Source organism: Terribacillus sp. 7520-G (assembly GCF_002271665.1).
Taxonomy (GTDB): Bacteria; Bacillota; Bacilli; order Bacillales; family Amphibacillaceae; genus Terribacillus.
Genome location: NZ_NQFP01000007.1, coordinates 257,417 through 273,952 on the forward strand (window position 1 = coordinate 257,417; position 16,536 = coordinate 273,952).

14 protein-coding genes are annotated in these 16,536 nt (G+C 48.3%); all 14 read left to right on the forward strand.

Annotated features, from left to right (window positions below; all coding sequences use genetic code 11):
* The first annotated feature begins 40 nt into the window (after positions 1–40).
* The 14 genes from CHH53_RS03525 (at position 41) to CHH53_RS03590 (ending at position 16,530) form a co-directional block, all read left to right on the forward strand.
* Positions 41–4,333, forward strand: coding sequence for a PolC-type DNA polymerase III (locus tag CHH53_RS03525; protein ID WP_095214733.1), 4,293 nt, complete (start codon positions 41–43; stop codon positions 4,331–4,333).
* A gap of 277 nt (positions 4,334–4,610) precedes the next feature.
* Positions 4,611–5,084, forward strand: coding sequence for a ribosome maturation factor RimP (rimP, locus tag CHH53_RS03530; RefSeq protein WP_095214734.1), 474 nt, complete (start codon positions 4,611–4,613; stop codon positions 5,082–5,084).
* Between the two features lie 14 nt (positions 5,085–5,098).
* Entirely contained in the window at positions 5,099–6,202 is a 1,104-nt protein-coding gene (nusA, locus tag CHH53_RS03535; protein WP_095214735.1) for a transcription termination factor NusA, read from the forward strand.
* Between the two features lie 15 nt (positions 6,203–6,217).
* Positions 6,218–6,490, forward strand: a complete 273-nt coding sequence (gene rnpM / locus CHH53_RS03540; RefSeq protein ID WP_095214736.1) for an RNase P modulator RnpM — start codon at positions 6,218–6,220, stop codon at positions 6,488–6,490.
* Positions 6,487–6,804 carry a L7Ae/L30e/S12e/Gadd45 family ribosomal protein gene (locus CHH53_RS03545; RefSeq protein ID WP_095214737.1) on the forward strand — a complete coding sequence of 106 codons (318 nt, stop codon included), beginning with the start codon at positions 6,487–6,489 and terminating at the stop codon, positions 6,802–6,804. The genes rnpM and CHH53_RS03545 overlap by 4 nt, the downstream gene beginning before the upstream one ends.
* Positions 6,805–6,808: 4 nt before the next feature.
* The gene (infB, locus tag CHH53_RS03550) at positions 6,809–8,962 is read left to right on the forward strand and encodes a translation initiation factor IF-2 (RefSeq protein ID WP_095214738.1); all 2,154 of its coding nucleotides are present in this window, start codon (positions 6,809–6,811) and stop codon (positions 8,960–8,962) included.
* Entirely contained in the window at positions 8,959–9,237 is a 279-nt protein-coding gene (locus tag CHH53_RS03555; RefSeq protein WP_095214739.1) for a DUF503 domain-containing protein, read from the forward strand. Before infB ends, CHH53_RS03555 begins: the two co-directional genes overlap by 4 nt.
* Before the next feature lie 30 nt (positions 9,238–9,267).
* Positions 9,268–9,618 (forward strand): 30S ribosome-binding factor RbfA, encoded by a 351-nt coding sequence (rbfA, locus tag CHH53_RS03560; RefSeq protein WP_095214740.1) that lies wholly within the window; start codon positions 9,268–9,270, stop codon positions 9,616–9,618.
* A 75-nt stretch (positions 9,619–9,693) separates the two neighbouring features.
* On the forward strand, positions 9,694–10,614 hold the full coding sequence (gene truB / locus CHH53_RS03565; RefSeq protein ID WP_095214741.1) for a tRNA pseudouridine(55) synthase TruB: 921 nt from the start codon (positions 9,694–9,696) through the stop codon (positions 10,612–10,614).
* Entirely contained in the window at positions 10,601–11,539 is a 939-nt protein-coding gene (locus tag CHH53_RS03570; protein WP_095214742.1) for a bifunctional riboflavin kinase/FAD synthetase, read from the forward strand. Before truB ends, CHH53_RS03570 begins: the two co-directional genes overlap by 14 nt.
* A gap of 136 nt (positions 11,540–11,675) precedes the next feature.
* A complete protein-coding gene (rpsO, locus tag CHH53_RS03575; protein WP_095214743.1) occupies positions 11,676–11,945 on the forward strand; it encodes a 30S ribosomal protein S15 in 270 nt (89 codons plus the stop codon).
* A gap of 138 nt (positions 11,946–12,083) precedes the next feature.
* A complete protein-coding gene (pnp, locus tag CHH53_RS03580) occupies positions 12,084–14,210 on the forward strand; it encodes a polyribonucleotide nucleotidyltransferase (RefSeq protein WP_095214819.1) in 2,127 nt (708 codons plus the stop codon).
* Between the two features lie 112 nt (positions 14,211–14,322).
* Positions 14,323–15,276: a polysaccharide deacetylase family protein gene (locus CHH53_RS03585; RefSeq protein WP_233134801.1), complete on the forward strand. Its 954-nt coding sequence runs from the start codon at positions 14,323–14,325 to the stop codon at positions 15,274–15,276.
* Between the two features lie 39 nt (positions 15,277–15,315).
* On the forward strand, positions 15,316–16,530 hold the full coding sequence (locus tag CHH53_RS03590) for a M16 family metallopeptidase (RefSeq protein ID WP_095214820.1): 1,215 nt from the start codon (positions 15,316–15,318) through the stop codon (positions 16,528–16,530).
* The last annotated feature ends 6 nt before the right edge of the window (positions 16,531–16,536 follow it).

Below are 16,536 nucleotides of genomic sequence, written 5' to 3' on the forward strand. Positions count from 1 at the left end.
TCGCAAGACCGCAGTATCACTAGCGGGGGAGGAGAAGTCAATGAGTCTAAGCCAAAATGAAAAAATGGACATGCTCCTTGAGCAGATCCAGCTGGATGAAGAAACCATTGCAGCTCATTTCAAGGAGAGTCAGCTGGAGAAATTGGAAGTGGACCCGAAAGCAAAGTCATGGCATTTTCATTTCCAACTGGCAAATCTGCTGCCGCCGACCATATACAAAATCTTCACTGCCAAGCTGACGGAAGCATTTGCGCATATCGCCGCCGTGAACTGGTCGATACGCTGTGTCGCCAATACAGTTGACAGTGATTATATCAAGGATTATTGGAAGGATTTTGTCCTGACATATCCCAAGCTCTCACCTGCCTATAAGGATTTGGTGCAGACACAAACACCAGTAGTTAACGGTAATAAGATTATGTTAACTGCCAGGAATGAAGCAGAAGCCAGTGCTCTGAAAAAAAGGCTGGAGCCTGCCTTTCAAACTTACTGCGAGAAAATCGGTGCTGGACTATACATGCTTACAGTCACTGTCCAGGAACAGAACCTGGAGGAATTGAACAAATTCCGCGAACAGAAGGCGTTGGAAGACAGTCTGCTCGTCCAAAAAGCGATCAAGGATTCGGAAGAACGGGCGAAGAAACAGGAGGAAGCTCCTCAAGGCCCTGTCATGATCGGATATGCCATCAATGATGAAATCACACCGATGCAGGATATCCAGGACGAGGAACGCCGTATGGCCGTCCAAGGCTATGTCTTTGATGTGGATATAAGGGAATTGCGCTCCGGCCGCCACTTGCTCATCGCAAAAGTGACGGATTACACAGACAGCTTCCAGATCAAAATGTTTTCCAAAGGCAATGAAGATGCAGATAAATTCAAACAGCTCAAAAAGGGCATGTGGATTAAGGCACGCGGAAGCATCCAGACTGACAACTTCACCAATGAACTTACCATGATGGCGAATGATATCAATGAAATCTCCGTCACCCTTCGGCAGGATGAAGCCCAAGAAGGGGAAAAGCGTGTCGAGCTGCATGCGCATACACTCATGAGTCAAATGGATGCCGTGACATCAGCGACACGTTTGATCGAAACAGCAGCAAGATTCGGTCATGAAAGCATTGCAATCACCGATCACGCTGTTGTGCAAAGCTATCCGGAAGCCTTTGCTGCCGGTAAGAAAAACGGCATCAAGGTCATTTATGGGATGGAAGCCAACCTCGTGGATGACGGTGTGCCAATCGCATACAACAGTAAGGATATCGATTTGGAAGATGCGACTTATATCGTATTTGACGTGGAAACGACAGGTCTTTCTGCTTCCTACGATAAAATCATTGAATTGGCTGCCGTGAAATTCCGTGATGGGGAAATCGTCGATCGATTCGAGCGGTTCGCCAATCCGCACCAAAAATTGAGCCAGACAATCATCGATCTTACTGGAATCACGGATGATATGCTTGTGGATGCGCCGGAAATCGAGGATGTCCTGAACGATTTCCGTGACTGGATGGGTGATGATGTGCTTGTTGCACATAACGCAAGCTTTGATATGGGCTTCCTTAATCAAGGTTTCAAGCGGATTGGTTTAGAGAAAGCGTCCAACGCTGTAATTGATACATTGGAGCTTGCCAGATTCCTGTTCCCGCAGCTGAAGAATCACCGCCTGAATACGTTGTGTAAGTTCCTGGATATTGAATTGACACAGCATCACCGGGCCATTTATGATACCGAGGCTACAGGTTATCTGCTATGGCGTTTGCTAAAGGAAGCGTTCAAAAAAGAGATAAAGAATCATAACCAGCTAAACGATTACATGGGGGAAGGGAATGCGTATCAACGCTCCCGTCCATACCACTGTACGATTTATGTACAAAATGAAGTCGGCTTGAAGAACATGTACAAGCTTGTCAGCATGTCCCATGTGGATTATTTCTACCGTGTTCCCCGGATTCCGCGCTCCAAACTGGAGCAGCATCGGGAGGGCTTGATCATCAGCTCCGGCTGTGACAAAGGGGAAGTGTTCGAAGCAATGATGCAAAAATCAAAAGAAGATGCAGCCGAAGCCGCTGCCTTCTATGATGTCATCGAAATACAGCCTCCGTCCAATTATTATCATTTGATTGAAAAGGAGCTTGTACAGAATGAAGCGCATCTGTTCGATATCCTTCGCAATCTTGTCGAGCTCGGAGACGATTTGGGGAAACCGGTGGTGGCGACTGGCAACGTGCATTATATCGAAGAACACGAAAAGCAGTACCGTAACATCCTGATCAAGACACAGAATGGTAACCCGCTCAGCAGGCAGACATTGCCGGATGTTCATTTCCGCACAACAAATGAGATGCTGGCATGTTTCGATTTCCTGCCAGCCGAAAAGGCAAAGGAAGTCGTCGTAACCAATACGCAGAAAGTCTCTGAAATGATAGAAGATGTCAAGCCGGTCAAAGAAGATCTTTACACACCCAATATCGATGGCGCCGAGGACGAAATGCGTCAGATGAGCTATGACCGGGCGCGGAGCATTTATGGGGATCCTTTGCCGGAAATAGTCGAGAAACGGATCGAGAAAGAACTGAAAAGCATCATCGGGCACGGGTTTGCCGTCATCTATCTCATTTCGCATAAACTGGTGAAAAAATCACTGGAAGACGGCTATTTGGTCGGTTCCCGGGGTTCGGTCGGTTCGTCCCTGATAGCGACGCTTACCGATATCACCGAAGTGAACCCGCTGCCGCCGCATTATGTGTGCACTAGCTGTAAATACAACGAATTCTTCAACGATGGATCGGTTGCCAGCGGTTATGATCTGCCAGAAAAAGCATGCCCGGCCTGCGGGGAGCCGTTGAAGCGGGACGGACAGGATATCCCGTTTGAAACCTTCCTTGGTTTCAAAGGGGATAAAGTTCCCGATATCGATCTGAATTTCTCTGGTACTTATCAGCCGCAAGCCCACAACTATACGAAGGTGCTGTTCGGGGAAGATAAAGTATATCGTGCTGGTACGATCGGTACCGTCGCCGAAAAGACAGCTTATGGTTATGTGAAAGGCTATGCCAGCGATAATCAGCTCCACATCCGCAATGCGGAAGTGGATCGGCTCGTCCAGGGCTGCACGGGTGTGAAAAGAACGACTGGTCAGCACCCAGGGGGTATAATTGTCGTACCGGATGACCAAGATATATATGATTTCACACCAATCCAATATCCAGCGGATGATCGCAACTCGGAATGGCGGACGACCCACTTCGACTTCCATTCCATTCACGATAATCTGCTGAAGCTGGATATACTCGGACACGATGATCCGACCGTCATCCGCATGCTTCAGGATTTGTCCGGTATCGATCCGAAGACGATTCCGACGAATGATCCGGAAGTCATGAAGATTTTCTCGGGAACGGAATCGCTGGGTGTGACGCCGGAGCAGATCATGTGTAAAACCGGTACACTCGGTGTGCCTGAGTTCGGTACACGTTTCGTACGTCAAATGCTGGAAGATACCAATCCGTCGACATTTGCCGAGCTCGTCCAGATTTCCGGTCTGTCCCACGGTACGGATGTATGGCTTGGCAATGCCCAGGAATTGATAAATAGCGGCATTTGTACATTGCCTGAAGTAATCGGCTGCCGTGATGACATCATGGTATATTTGATGCACCGGGGACTTGAATCATCGCTTGCCTTCAAAATCATGGAGTCTGTCCGTAAAGGGAAGGGACTGCAGGATGAATGGATCGAGGAGATGAAGAAGAACAATGTACCTGATTGGTATATCGACTCCTGCCTGAAGATCAAGTACATGTTCCCGAAAGCACACGCGGCTGCATATGTCCTTATGGCAGTACGGATTGCCTACTTCAAAGTGCATCATCCGATTCTTTTCTATGCAGCGTACTTCAGCGTTCGTGCAAGTGATTTCGAGCTCGATACGATGATCAAAGGTTCGGAAGCGATCCGCCAGCGTATCAACGAAATCAATCATAAAGGACATGATGCATCTCCTAAGGAGAAGAACCTTGTCACTGTTCTGGAGCTTTCCCTTGAAATGTGCGAGCGGGGTTTCCATTTCCAGCGGGTCGATCTCTACAAGTCCAGCGCGACGGATTTCATCGTGGACGGGGACAGTTTGATCCCGCCATTCAATGCCATCGATGGACTGGGTACCAACGCTGCGCTCAATATCGTGAAAGCACGGGAAGACGGGGAATTCCTTTCGAAGGAAGATCTGCGTGAAAGAAGCAGGATCAGTAAGACGGTATTGGAATATATGGATCAGCATGGCTGTCTGGAAGGAATGGCTGACCAGAACCAGCTTTCGCTATTCTGACGGGATTCTTGCCTAAACAAGAAACTTGTGGTATATTATCCAATAGCGGTATTGATACGAACCAGATCAAGAGTGGGATTACCCACTCTTTTTCATACCCATGGATTCGGCATCAAGTTTGTAAGGGGAGCGCCTCTTCGTTGTTTTGTAGCAAAAAGCACATGATAAACATTGTTCCCTTGCTTCCATTTCGGGCAAGGGTTTTCTATTGAGAGGCACACCCCACCCGAAAAAAAGTATTATTCGCCTGAAAGCGTGCAGTAAAGGAGGAAGCATTTTGGCAGCCAATATAACGGAAGTTACGGAAAGCTATCTACAACCAATCGTGGAAGAGCTGCAGCTGGAGCTGGTCGATGTGGAATTCGTCAAGGAAGGCAAGAACTGGTTCCTGCGGGTCTATGTCGATAAAGCAGAAGGCATCGATATCGAGGAATGCGCCATCGTTTCAGAGAAATTGAGTGCAGTCCTTGATGAGAATGATCCGGTTGACTTCCCGTACTTTCTGGAGGTTTCTTCGCCAGGGGCGGAAAGACCGCTTAAAACAAAACAAGCAATCACAAACAGTATCGGTAAGACAGTAAATGTGAAACTGTACGAGCCGATCGATAATGAAAAAGAGTACCAAGGTACATTGAAGGCGTTCGAAGACGATGTATTGACATTGGAAGTCATGAACAAAGCGAGGAAGAAGGAAATTTCCCTTCCATATGAGAAAATCGCGAAGGCACGTCTGGCTGTAACGTTTAACTAAAGGGGGATATACGAGTGAGCAGCGAGCTTTTTGATGCCATTACTTATTTGGAGAAAGAGAAAGGGATTAATAAGGATGTCCTGATCGAAGCGCTGGAAGCAGCCTTGATCTCCGCTTATAAAAAGAACTTCAAATCCGCGACGAATGTACGCGTCGATTTGAATGAAACTACCGGATCCATGAAAGTCTTCGCCCGCAAGGACGTTGTCGAGGAAGTCGAGGACAGCCAGCAGCAAATGACCCTGGATGAGGCTCGTGCCATTTCTGGAACGTACGATATCGGTGATGTCGTCGAGATCGAAGTGACGCCGAAGGATTTCGGGCGTATTGCAGCACAGGCGGCAAAGCAAGTCGTCACACAGCGTGTGCGTGAAGCAGAGCGCGGTGTCATATTCAGTGAATATGCAGATCGGGAAGAAGATGTCATGACTGGTATCATCTCCCGCAATGATCCGCGCTTCATCTATGTGGATCTTGGCAAAATCGAGGCAAAGCTGCCGGAAAGCGAGCAGATGCCGACAGAAAAATATGAGATTCACGATCGCCTGAAGGTGTATGTGACGAAAGTAGAGAACACAAATAAAGGACCGAGTATTTTCGTTTCCCGGACCCATCCAGGTCTTTTGAAGCGATTGTTTGAAATGGAAGTGCCAGAAATCTATGATGGTACTGTAGAGATCCGTTCGGTTGCCCGTGAGGCCGGGGATCGTTCGAAGATTTCCGTCTACGCCTCCCAAGCAGAAGTCGATCCAGTCGGCTCATGTGTCGGTCAGCGCGGTCAGCGTGTCCAAGCAATCGTGAATGAACTCAAAGGGGAAAAAATCGATATCGTTGAATGGTCCGAAGATCCGGTCGAGTATGTATCCAATGCCCTCAGTCCGTCCAAGGTCATCTCTGTCCTCGTTGACGAAGAAGAAAAAGCGACAACTGTCATCGTACCGGATTATCAGCTCAGCCTTGCCATCGGCAAACGCGGACAAAACGCGCGACTGGCAGCGAAATTGACGGGCTGGAAAATCGATATCAAATCCGAAACAGAAGCACGCGAACTTGGTTTACTGACTGATCAGGATACAGATTCTGCGGACTTTGACGATTTAGACGAAGACACATATTGATAAGGGGCGCTGTATATGAAACAAAAGAAGGTTCCGCTTCGAAAATGTGTGGTTTCCAATGAGATGAAGCCGAAACAGGAATTGATCCGGGTCGTCCGCAACAAAGAAGGCGAAGTTTTCGTGGATGAGACCGGCAAGAAGAACGGACGCGGTGCGTATGTCTCCAAGGATGCGGCTGTCATTGAGAAAGCGAAGAAACAAGATACGCTGGCGCGTCACTTGAATGCACAGATCGATGATTCTATTTATGAAGAGCTTGAGCGATTAGCGAAAGGCCAGCACTCATGAGTAAAAATTATTTGAACTTGTTAGGGCTTGCTGTGCGTGCCGGACAATGCACCTTCGGGGAAGAAGCGATTGTCCGGGATGTTCAGCGACAGAAAGCAAAGCTAGTAATAGCTGCCAGTGATATCGGTCCCCAAACCTTGAAGAAACTCCGCAACAAGACCGATTTCTACAACATCGCCTTTCGGCAGGTAGAGGAGGACCGGGGGCAATTATCACAAGCGATTGGTAAATCCGGCAGAGTCGCAGTTGCCATCTTGGATGATGGTTTTGCAGACAAATTGAAATCTTTGCTCACTGAATCCACTCGGAGGTGAACGTATGTCAAAGATTCGTGTTTACGAATACGCAAAAGAGAAGAATGTTTCCAGTAAGGAAATCATCAATAAATTGAAAGATATGAATATCGAAGTGGCCAATCATATGTCCATGATCACGGAATCGGCTAAGGACAGATTGGATAAAAGCTTCACAGGAAAAAGCGCGAGCAGCGAGAAAGTAGCGATTAAAACGGGGAACTCAGCAAACACAACCAACTCAGCAAATAACAATGGTCAGAACAACAAGCCGAAAAACAAAGCTGGCGGCGGACAAAACCGTAATCAGCAGCGTAACGGCAACAGAAAGCCTGGCAAGGGCGGACAGAACAATAACAGACGCGGCGGCCGGAACAACAATCGTAATCAAAAAGCGCCGCAGCAGAAACGTCCGGAAATGCCGACTCCAGACAAAATCACCTTCAAAGGGTCTTTGACTGTCAGCGAATTGGCAGCAAAGCTTCATAGGGAGTCCACTGAAATCATCAAGAAACTCTTCCTCCAAGGTGTCATGGCAACGAAGAACCAGGACTTGGATAAAGATGCAATCGAAATGATTTGTTTAGAGTACAATGTCGAAGTGGAAGAAGAAGTGGACGTTGATGTAACGGATCTTGACAATTATAAAATCGAGGATAAAGCAGAAGACCTGCAGGAGCGTCCTGCTGTCGTCACGATCATGGGACACGTTGACCATGGTAAAACGACCCTGCTTGATTCCATCCGCGATACAAAAGTGACCGAAGGTGAAGCAGGCGGGATCACACAGCATATCGGGGCTTATCAGGTGGAAGAGAACGGAAAGAAAATCACTTTCCTTGATACACCTGGTCACGCAGCCTTCACGAGCATGCGTTCCCGCGGTGCGCAGGTGACGGATATAGCGATCCTGGTAGTGGCTGCCGATGACGGCGTGATGCCGCAGACAGTCGAAGCCATCAACCACGCAAAAGCCGCAGAGGTACCGATCATCGTGGCAGTGAACAAAATCGATTTGGAAGGTGCAAACCCCGATCGTGTGATGCAGGAGCTTACAGAGCATGGCCTCATCCCTGAGGACTGGGGCGGAGATACGATTTTCGTCCAGCTATCTGCCAAAAAACGAGAAGGTATCGACGATTTGCTTGAAATGATCCTGCTTGTAACCGAGGTTGAGGAATTGAAAGCAAACCCGAATCGTGCGGCAGAGGGTACCGTAATCGAGGCGCAATTGGATAAAGGACGCGGTCCGGTAGCTACATTGCTCGTTCAGAACGGCACGCTCAATGTCGGGGACAGCATTGTCGTCGGAAATGCATACGGTCGTGTGCGTGCAATGGTCAATGATTTGGGCCGCCGTGTGAAGACAGCTCCTCCTTCCACTCCGGTCGAGATCACCGGCTTGAACTCAGTGCCTAATGCAGGTGATCAGTTCATGGTATTCGAAGATGAGAAACAAGCCCGTCAAGTAGGGGAAGCAAGACAGCAGAAGCAAGTGGAAGAAAACCGTTCCACAGGCGCGCGTGTCAGCCTTGATGATTTGTTTAACCAAATCAAGCAAGGGGAAGTGAAAGATATCAACCTGATCGTGAAAGCGGACGTGCATGGTTCCGTGGAAGCGATGGCTGCATCTTTGGAGAAAATCGAAGTGGAAGGTGTCAAAGTCCGTATCATTCACACTGGTGTGGGTGCCATCACAGAATCCGATGTCATCCTTGCATCTGCTTCTAACGCAATCATCATCGGATTCAACGTACGTCCGGATGCCAATGCGAAAAAAGCGGCGGAATCAGAGAATGTCGATATCCGTCAGCATCGCATCATCTATAAAGTAATCGAAGAAATCGAGTCGGCTATGAAAGGGATGCTTGATCCCGAGTTCGAAGAGAAAGTCATCGGACAAGCGGAGGTTCGTCAAATCATCAAGGTATCCCGTATCGGTACGATTGCCGGAAGTTATGTAACAGAAGGTAAAATCACACGTGATGCTTCCATCCGTGTCATCCGTGACGGTATCGTGATCGTCGAGGACGAAATCGATTCTTTGAAACGATTCAAGGATGACGTGCGTGAAGTTGCCACAAACTATGAGTGTGGTATCACATTGAAGAATTTCCACGATATCAAAGAAGGCGACACATTCGAAGCATATGTGATGGAAGAAATCGAAAGAAAATGATTCTGGCTGCGGTTGTAGAGTGTATGATCTATGACGCGCATTCCCTCAAGGATAAGCGTTCGGTCGTCAAACGGATCTCCACAAGGATCGGGGGATCGTTCAATATTGCCATCAGCGAAGCCGACTACCATGATTTGTGGCAGCGTACGTGCTTTGAGCTGGTGACGACATCCCCCGACCGTGTCCGGGCTGAACGTGTGATGGATCAAGCGCTTGCCTTGATTGATTCTTTTCCGGAGATCGAGAGAACAGCCACTGACAAGCAGTGGCTTTAGCATCCCTCCGAATGACGATGAGGTGATTATATGAGTGAATTACGAGCAAATCGTGTCGCAGAGCAGATGAAAAAAGAGCTTGGCGATATTATATCCAGAAAGATCAAAGATCCGCGAATCGGCTTTGTGACAGTGACTGATGTGGAAGTGACTGGCGATCTGCAGCAGGCGAAGGTTTATATCTCTGTCCTGGGCGAAGAGAAGCAAAAGCATAATACGCTTCTTGGATTGGCGAAAGCGAAAGGATTCATCCGCTCGGAAATCGGCAGACGTATCCGTTTGCGCAAGACGCCGGAGCTGGCATTTGAATTCGATGAAGCTGTCGAACAAGGTAATCGAATCGAACATCTCTTGAAGGAGCTCAACGATTCCGATAGATAAGAGACGATGGAGAATCCCTTCGCCCTTCATGGGAGGAAGGGATTCTTTTTTACATAGTACAAAGGGGTGCTGGCATTGGATGGGATCCTTGCATTATGGAAACCAAAGGGGATGACTTCCCACGATTGCGTGTTCAAGGCGCGCAAAATATTGCAAACGAAGAAAATTGGGCACACTGGTACATTGGATCCGGACGTAGAAGGTGTCTTGCCGCTCTGTATCGGCCAAGCAACGAAGATCGTCCCTTATTTGACCGATACGTCCAAAACCTATGTTGCAGAAGTGACCCTGGGCACCGCTACAGAGACAGAAGATAAAAGCGGTGCTGTAATCGAGGAAAAGCAGGTCACGGAACCGATTCCTCTGGAGACCATCGAATCGGTCCTCCAGCAGTTCACCGGGGAAATCGAACAGGTACCGCCAATGTATTCCGCAGTCAAGGTCGCGGGACGGAAATTGTACGAGTATGCTCGGAAAGGGCTGGAAGTGGAGCGTCCCATCAGGCAGGTGACGATACATGAAATCGTCCTGGACAAAACGTCTGTGAGCAAAAATGGAAGTGTGTTCCGGTTCACCGTCAGCTGCTCGAAAGGTACTTATGTCCGTACACTCTGTGTGGATATAGGAAAAGCGCTTGGATACCCTGCTCATATGAGCGACTTGGAACGAATTCAGGCAGGAGCATTTCGTACACAGGATACGGTCACTTTTGCTAAAATGGAAGAGGCAATGGAAGCAGGCAGTATGGAACGATTGCTGCAGCCGGTCACGAAGGCGATAGAATTCATGCCGCTGATCGAGGCAGATGCCGTAATTGAACAAAAAGTGAGATACGGTCAGCGACTCAAACGGCCGTCCGAAGCCGATCTCTATCGTGTACAAAAAGGTGATCAGCTTCTCGGGATTTATGAGACGCACCCTGCCTATCCACATTTACTGAAGCCAAAACGAGTATTCGTATCAGGGAAAGCAGGAGGCACAGATGGAAACGATTAAACTACATTATTCAGAAACAATGAAGCTGGATGACATGCCTGCTGTAAGTGCAGCCATCGGTTTTTTCGACGGTATCCACCGCGGGCATCAGGAGGTCATCAAGCGAGCGATTGATGCCGCAGGGGAAAGACAGCTGAAAAGCGCGGTCATCACTTTCCACCCGCATCCATCCGTTGTATTGGGAAAAGCGGATACAAGAGAAGACTATTTGACACCGCTCCGTGAAAAGGAAGCGATTCTGGAGAGCATGGGAATTGACTATCTTTATTTGATCGGTTTTACGAAGGAACTGGCAGGTCTTAGTCCGGACGACTTCATCGAGCGCTTTATCAACGGACTGGCAGTGCGTCATCTTGTATCTGGTTTTGATTTCACATACGGCAAGAAAGGTGCGGGGAATGCCGATACGCTTCGGGAAGCTGCCAAGCAGCATGCGTTTTCATATGAAGCGGTGGCAAAAGTCGAGAGTGGGGAAGAGAAAATCAGCTCCACGAAAATCCGTCAGCTTGTTGCAAATGGAGAGGTGGAAGCAGCGATCGATCTGCTCGGTCATCCGCTGACATTGACAGGAGAGGTCATCACTGGTGATCAGCGCGGACGCACTATCGGATACCCGACAGCGAATATCCGCATCGCCGAGGATTATTTCCTGCCAAAAGTGGGTGTTTATGCCGTGGAGGTATTGATTGATGATAAAACCTACAAAGGCATGGCCAACCTCGGATTCAAACCGACCTTCCAGGAAGATGCTGTTGTTCCGAACCTGGAGGTGCATATCCTCGATTTCGATGAACAGATTTATGGCGAGGATGTCACCGTATCCTGGTGTAAATTCATCCGGGAGGAAGTCAAATTCGACGGAATCGAGGCACTTGTTGCGCAGCTGGACCGGGATAAAGAACAGATCGGCGCATATTTTGCATAGAATGTTGTCCAATAGACTTGCATTCTGTCAGCAAAAAGTGTAATCTGGACTATGGAAAACCTTCGCTTGGCAATTCGCTACTCCGGCGATTGCTCGGGGAATGGGGTTACTATCAGATTTTCAGGAGGAATAACAAATGGCAATCTCTAAAGAGCGCAAGAATCAACTGATCGCAGAATACAAAACACATGACACTGACACTGGTTCACCAGAAGTGCAGATCGCTGTTTTGACGGAGGAAATCACTACACTTAACGAACACCTTCGTACACACAAAAAAGATCACCATTCACGCCGTGGCCTATTGAAAATGGTTGGTCGCCGCCGTAACTTGTTGAACTATCTTCGCGAAAAAGATGTTACACGTTACCGTGAACTAATCCAAAAACTTGGCCTACGCCGATAAGATTGACTAAAAGCGGGAATAATTCCCGCTTTTTCTATAGGAGAAAACCTATTTTACATAGTGTGATAAATGGAACCTGGACAAGTGCATAATACAAAGACAGGATCCAATGTAAGATTAATGAGAGGGGCTTTATTCATGGCAGATCAAAAACAAGTGTTCTCCACTGAGATTTCCGGACAGACTTTCACTGTCGAAATCGGGGAACTTGCCAAGCAAGCGAACGGCGCTTGCCTCATCCAGTACGGCGATACATCCGTACTATCCACTGTCACTGGTTCCAAGGAACCGAAGGACTTACCATTCTTCCCATTGACAGTTAACTACGAAGAAAGACTATATGCAGTAGGTAAAATCCCAGGGGGATTCATCAAACGGGAGGGACGTCCGAGTGAGAAAGCAGTACTTGCTTCCCGTCTGATCGACCGTCCGATCCGTCCTTTATTCCCTGATGGATTCAGGAACGATGTGCAAGTGATCAGCATGGTCATGAGTGTGGATCAGGATTATTCTTCCGAAATCGCAGCAATGATCGGTTCTTCCATTGCAATCAGCATTTCCGATATCCCATTCAATGGTCCGATAGCGGGTGTTGTGGTCGGCCGTGTCGACGGTGAATTCGTCATCAACCCGACGAAGGAACAGCAAGAGAGAAGTGACATCGATCTTTCCGTAGCCGGAACGAAAGATGCCATCAACATGGTGGAAGCAGGCGCGCAGGAAGTGCCGGAGGACATCATGCTGGAAGCAATCATGTTCGGTCATGAAGAAATCAAGCGACTCGTTGCATTCCAGGAAGAGATTGTTGCGGCTGTAGGCAAGGAAAAAATGGAAGTGCAGCTCTTCGATTTGGACAAGGAATTGATGGAAGATGTCAAGGACCGCTGCTACGATAAGCTGAAAGCAGCAATCGAAGTGCATGAGAAGAAAGCACGTGAAGCGGCAATCAGTGAAGTCAAGGACGAGATGGTGACATTCTATGAAGAGCAGGAAGCAGATGAAGATACCATCAAGCAGGTGAAGGGCATCCTTGACAAGCTTGTGAAGGAAGAAGTCCGCCGGGCCATCACGAAGGACAAGATCCGTCCGGATGGACGCGGAGTGGATGAAATCCGTCCGCTGTCATCACGGATCGGCGTCCTTCCGCGTACGCACGGTTCTGCACTGTTCACGCGGGGCCAGACACAGGCACTCAGTGTTTGTACATTGGGCGCACTTGGTGACGTACAGATCCTCGATGGATTGGATACGGAAGAGACGAAGCGCTTCATGCATCATTATAACTTCCCTCATTTCAGTGTCGGGGAGACAGGACCAATCCGTGCTCCGGGACGACGGGAAATCGGTCATGGGGCCCTCGGGGAGCGTGCGTTGGAGAAGGTCATCCCTTCCGAAAAGGATTTCCCGTATACAATCCGCCTTGTGTCCGAAATCCTTGAATCGAACGGCTCTACGTCACAGGCCAGTATTTGTGCCAGCACAATGGCCATGATGGATGCTGGTGTTCCGATCAAAGCGCCGGTAGCAGGTATTGCCATGGGCCTTGTCAAATCCGGTGATGATTATACGATCCTAACCGATATCCAAGGCATGGAAGATGCACTTGGAGACATGGACTTCAAAGTGGCGGGTACTGAAAAAGGCGTCACAGCTTTGCAGATGGATATCAAGATCGAAGGCTTGAACCGGGAAATCCTTGAAGAGGCACTTACACAAGCTCGTAAAGGACGCCTTGAAATCCTCGATCATATGATGTCCACGATCAGGGAGCCGAAGCAGGAGCTGTCTGCATATGCTCCGAAGATCCTGACGATGACAATCAATCCGGATAAAATCCGCGATGTCATCGGACCAAGCGGTAAACAAATCAATAAAATCATCGAAGAAACCGGCGTCAAAATCGATATCGAACAAGACGGTACAGTGTTCATCTCCTCCACTGATTCTGCCAAGAACGAACAAGCCAAGCAGATCATCAGCGACATCGTACGCGAGGTCGAAGTCGGTGAAGTGTATGAGGGTACAGTCAAACGAATCGAGAAATTCGGTGCCTTTGTTGAATTGTTCAAAGGAAAAGATGGCTTGGTCCACATCTCAGAACTTGCTGAAGAGCGTGTGGGCAAGGTGGAAGATGTCGTCAAAATCGGCGATAAGCTGAAAGTGAAAGTCAAGGAAATCGATCGTCAAGGTCGAGTGAACCTTTCACATAAACAATTATTGATCGAAGCCAAAAAGGAAAAAGAACAGCAGGAATCTGCTGAATAATAAGCATGACGGAAGAAACTGGTCCAGCCAGTTTCTTTTTTTGAAGGATAAAATGCCATGCTTGTTCTTCCTTGTCCCAGCCCTTCATAAGCTAGATTAGGGAGGGATGGGAATGCACCGGATTATCATTCACCTAATCGTATTCATCACACTGATATTCCTGCTTATCGATAGCGGTCATACGCCGTTTCAGACCGCATCTGTCGCGCATCATCCGGTTTTTTCCGATGTAGCAGTGCGGGCAGATGAGGAAGAACTGCGACAGGAAATAGAAGCAGTACGCCAGGAAGTCGAAAAGCCGGCTGAAAATGCGCGAATCGATAAGATATGGAAGAAGGTGCCCGGCAAGGCTGGCACCAAGGTAGATGTCGATGCTTCCTTGGAAAAAATGAAGAAGGCTGGTATGTTTGATCGCGAGCTGCTTGTAATCGAAGAAGTCGAGCCGGAAATCACCCTGGATGAGCTGCCGGCATCTCCGATATACCGCGCCAGGGAAGATCAGGAGCAGGTCGCCTTATTGATCAATGTCTCATGGGGGGAAGACCATATTCCGGCAATCTTGCAAACGTTGAAAGAAGCAAATGTAAAGGCCAATTTCTTCATCGAAGGGAAATGGGCGAAAGAGCATAATCAGCTTGTCGAGATGATCAAGGAAGAAGGACATGTCATCGGGAACCACGCATACAACCATCCTGACATGAAAAAAATGAGCAAAACCGAATCGGCTGAGCAGATAAGTGAGACAAATGAAATCATCCATGCCATCACAGGTGAGAAGCCAGTCTATTTTGCCCCGCCGAGCGGAAGCTTCAATGACGGGGTCATCCAGGCTGCCGATGAACAGCAGATGGAAACGATTCTTTGGTCGGTCGATACCATTGATTGGCAAAAGCCGACTGTTCCTGTTATGATGAAACGCGTGACCGAAAAACTGCATCCCGGGGCTTTCATCCTCATGCATCCTACTCCTGTCGTGGAGGCAGGTCTTGGAGATATGCTGAAAGCGATTGAGGATAAGGGGTACAGTGTATCGACTTTGGATACGATATTGAATGAAGGAAGATAATGGTACAGCAAGATGTACGTTGATTGGGAGGATTCGAATTTGCTGCAGAAGCATACTTGCAAGAATGGATTAAGAGTCGTAGTAGAAAACATGCCATCGGTACGTTCCGTTACAATTGGCATTTGGATTTTGACAGGTTCAAGGAATGAAGAAGAGAAGAATAATGGATTGTCCCACTTTTTGGAGCATATGTTTTTCAAGGGGACGAAAAAACGTTCTGCCAAGGAGATAGCCGAGGCCTTCGATGCCATCGGAGGCATGGTGAATGCTTTTACCTCCAAGGAATATACATGCTATTACGCAAAAGTGCTGGATACACATAAGGATTTTGCATTGGAAGTATTAGCGGACATGTTCTTTGAATCTCAGTTCGCGCAGGAAGAGATCGAGAAGGAGCGCAAAGTCGTCTTGGAAGAAATCAAGATGGCTGAAGATACGCCGGATGATATCATCCATGATTGGCTCGCCGAGGCTGCTTATGGCAAGCATCCGCTCGGATTGCCGATTCTCGGTTCAGAAAGCACGCTGATGAGCTTTACCAGCGAGTCGGTAAGGAATTATAAAGAATCACACTACGTGCCTGGGAAGATGGTAGTATCTGTAGCGGGGAATGTGGATGATGCATTCATCAAAAATGTGGAGGAGCATTTTGGGGCGTTTCAAGCTGAATCGGCTCACCGGGCGCTTGAAGTGCCTCCATTCAAGCCGAATACAATCAGCCGATCCAAGGAAACCGAACAAGCCCATTTGACAATCGGTTATCAAGGGTTGAAATTGGATGATCCGGCAAGCTACAGCCTGATGGTCGTAAACAATGTCTTGGGCGGCAGCATGAGCTCAAGATTGTTCCAGGATGTCCGGGAGGAAAAAGGTTTGGCTTATTCTGTGTTCTCCTATCATAGTACGTACATGGATAGCGGTATGCTGACCATTTATGCCGGGACGGGAAAAGAACAGCTGGATGAGCTCCAGAAAACGATTTACCAGACGCTGGAGAAACTGAAGGCTGATGGTCTCACCGACAAAGAGCTGCGCAATACGAAAGAGCAGCTGAAAGGCAACTATATGCTCGGCTTGGAAAGCACGAACAGCAGGATGAGCAGGAATGGACGGAATGAACTGCTGCTTGGCAAGCATCCCTCTTTGAATGAATTGATCGAAAGAATCGACAGCGTGACAATGGAAGATGTGGACGCCGTCATCCAGGAAATCTTCGGCAAAGAGCCGGCAACAGCGATTGTCGCACCAAAATAAAAGGAG

Bases quoted from the DNA above. Each gene is read 5' to 3' on its own strand.
- CHH53_RS03525 (WP_095214733.1), top strand. From the start codon at position 41: ATGAGTCTAAGCCAAAATGAAAAAATGGACATGCTCCTTGAGCAGATC.
- infB (WP_095214738.1), top strand. From the start codon at position 6,809: ATGTCAAAGATTCGTGTTTACGAATACGCAAAAGAGAAGAATGTTTCC.
- CHH53_RS03585 (WP_233134801.1), top strand. From the start codon at position 14,323: ATGCACCGGATTATCATTCACCTAATCGTATTCATCACACTGATATTC.
- CHH53_RS03545 (WP_095214737.1), top strand. From the start codon at position 6,487: ATGAGTAAAAATTATTTGAACTTGTTAGGGCTTGCTGTGCGTGCCGGA.
- CHH53_RS03555 (WP_095214739.1), top strand. From the start codon at position 8,959: ATGATTCTGGCTGCGGTTGTAGAGTGTATGATCTATGACGCGCATTCC.
- CHH53_RS03570 (WP_095214742.1), top strand. From the start codon at position 10,601: ATGGAAACGATTAAACTACATTATTCAGAAACAATGAAGCTGGATGAC.
- rbfA (WP_095214740.1), top strand. From the start codon at position 9,268: ATGAGTGAATTACGAGCAAATCGTGTCGCAGAGCAGATGAAAAAAGAG.
- pnp (WP_095214819.1), top strand. From the start codon at position 12,084: ATGGCAGATCAAAAACAAGTGTTCTCCACTGAGATTTCCGGACAGACT.
- rpsO (WP_095214743.1), top strand. From the start codon at position 11,676: ATGGCAATCTCTAAAGAGCGCAAGAATCAACTGATCGCAGAATACAAA.
- rnpM (WP_095214736.1), top strand. From the start codon at position 6,218: ATGAAACAAAAGAAGGTTCCGCTTCGAAAATGTGTGGTTTCCAATGAG.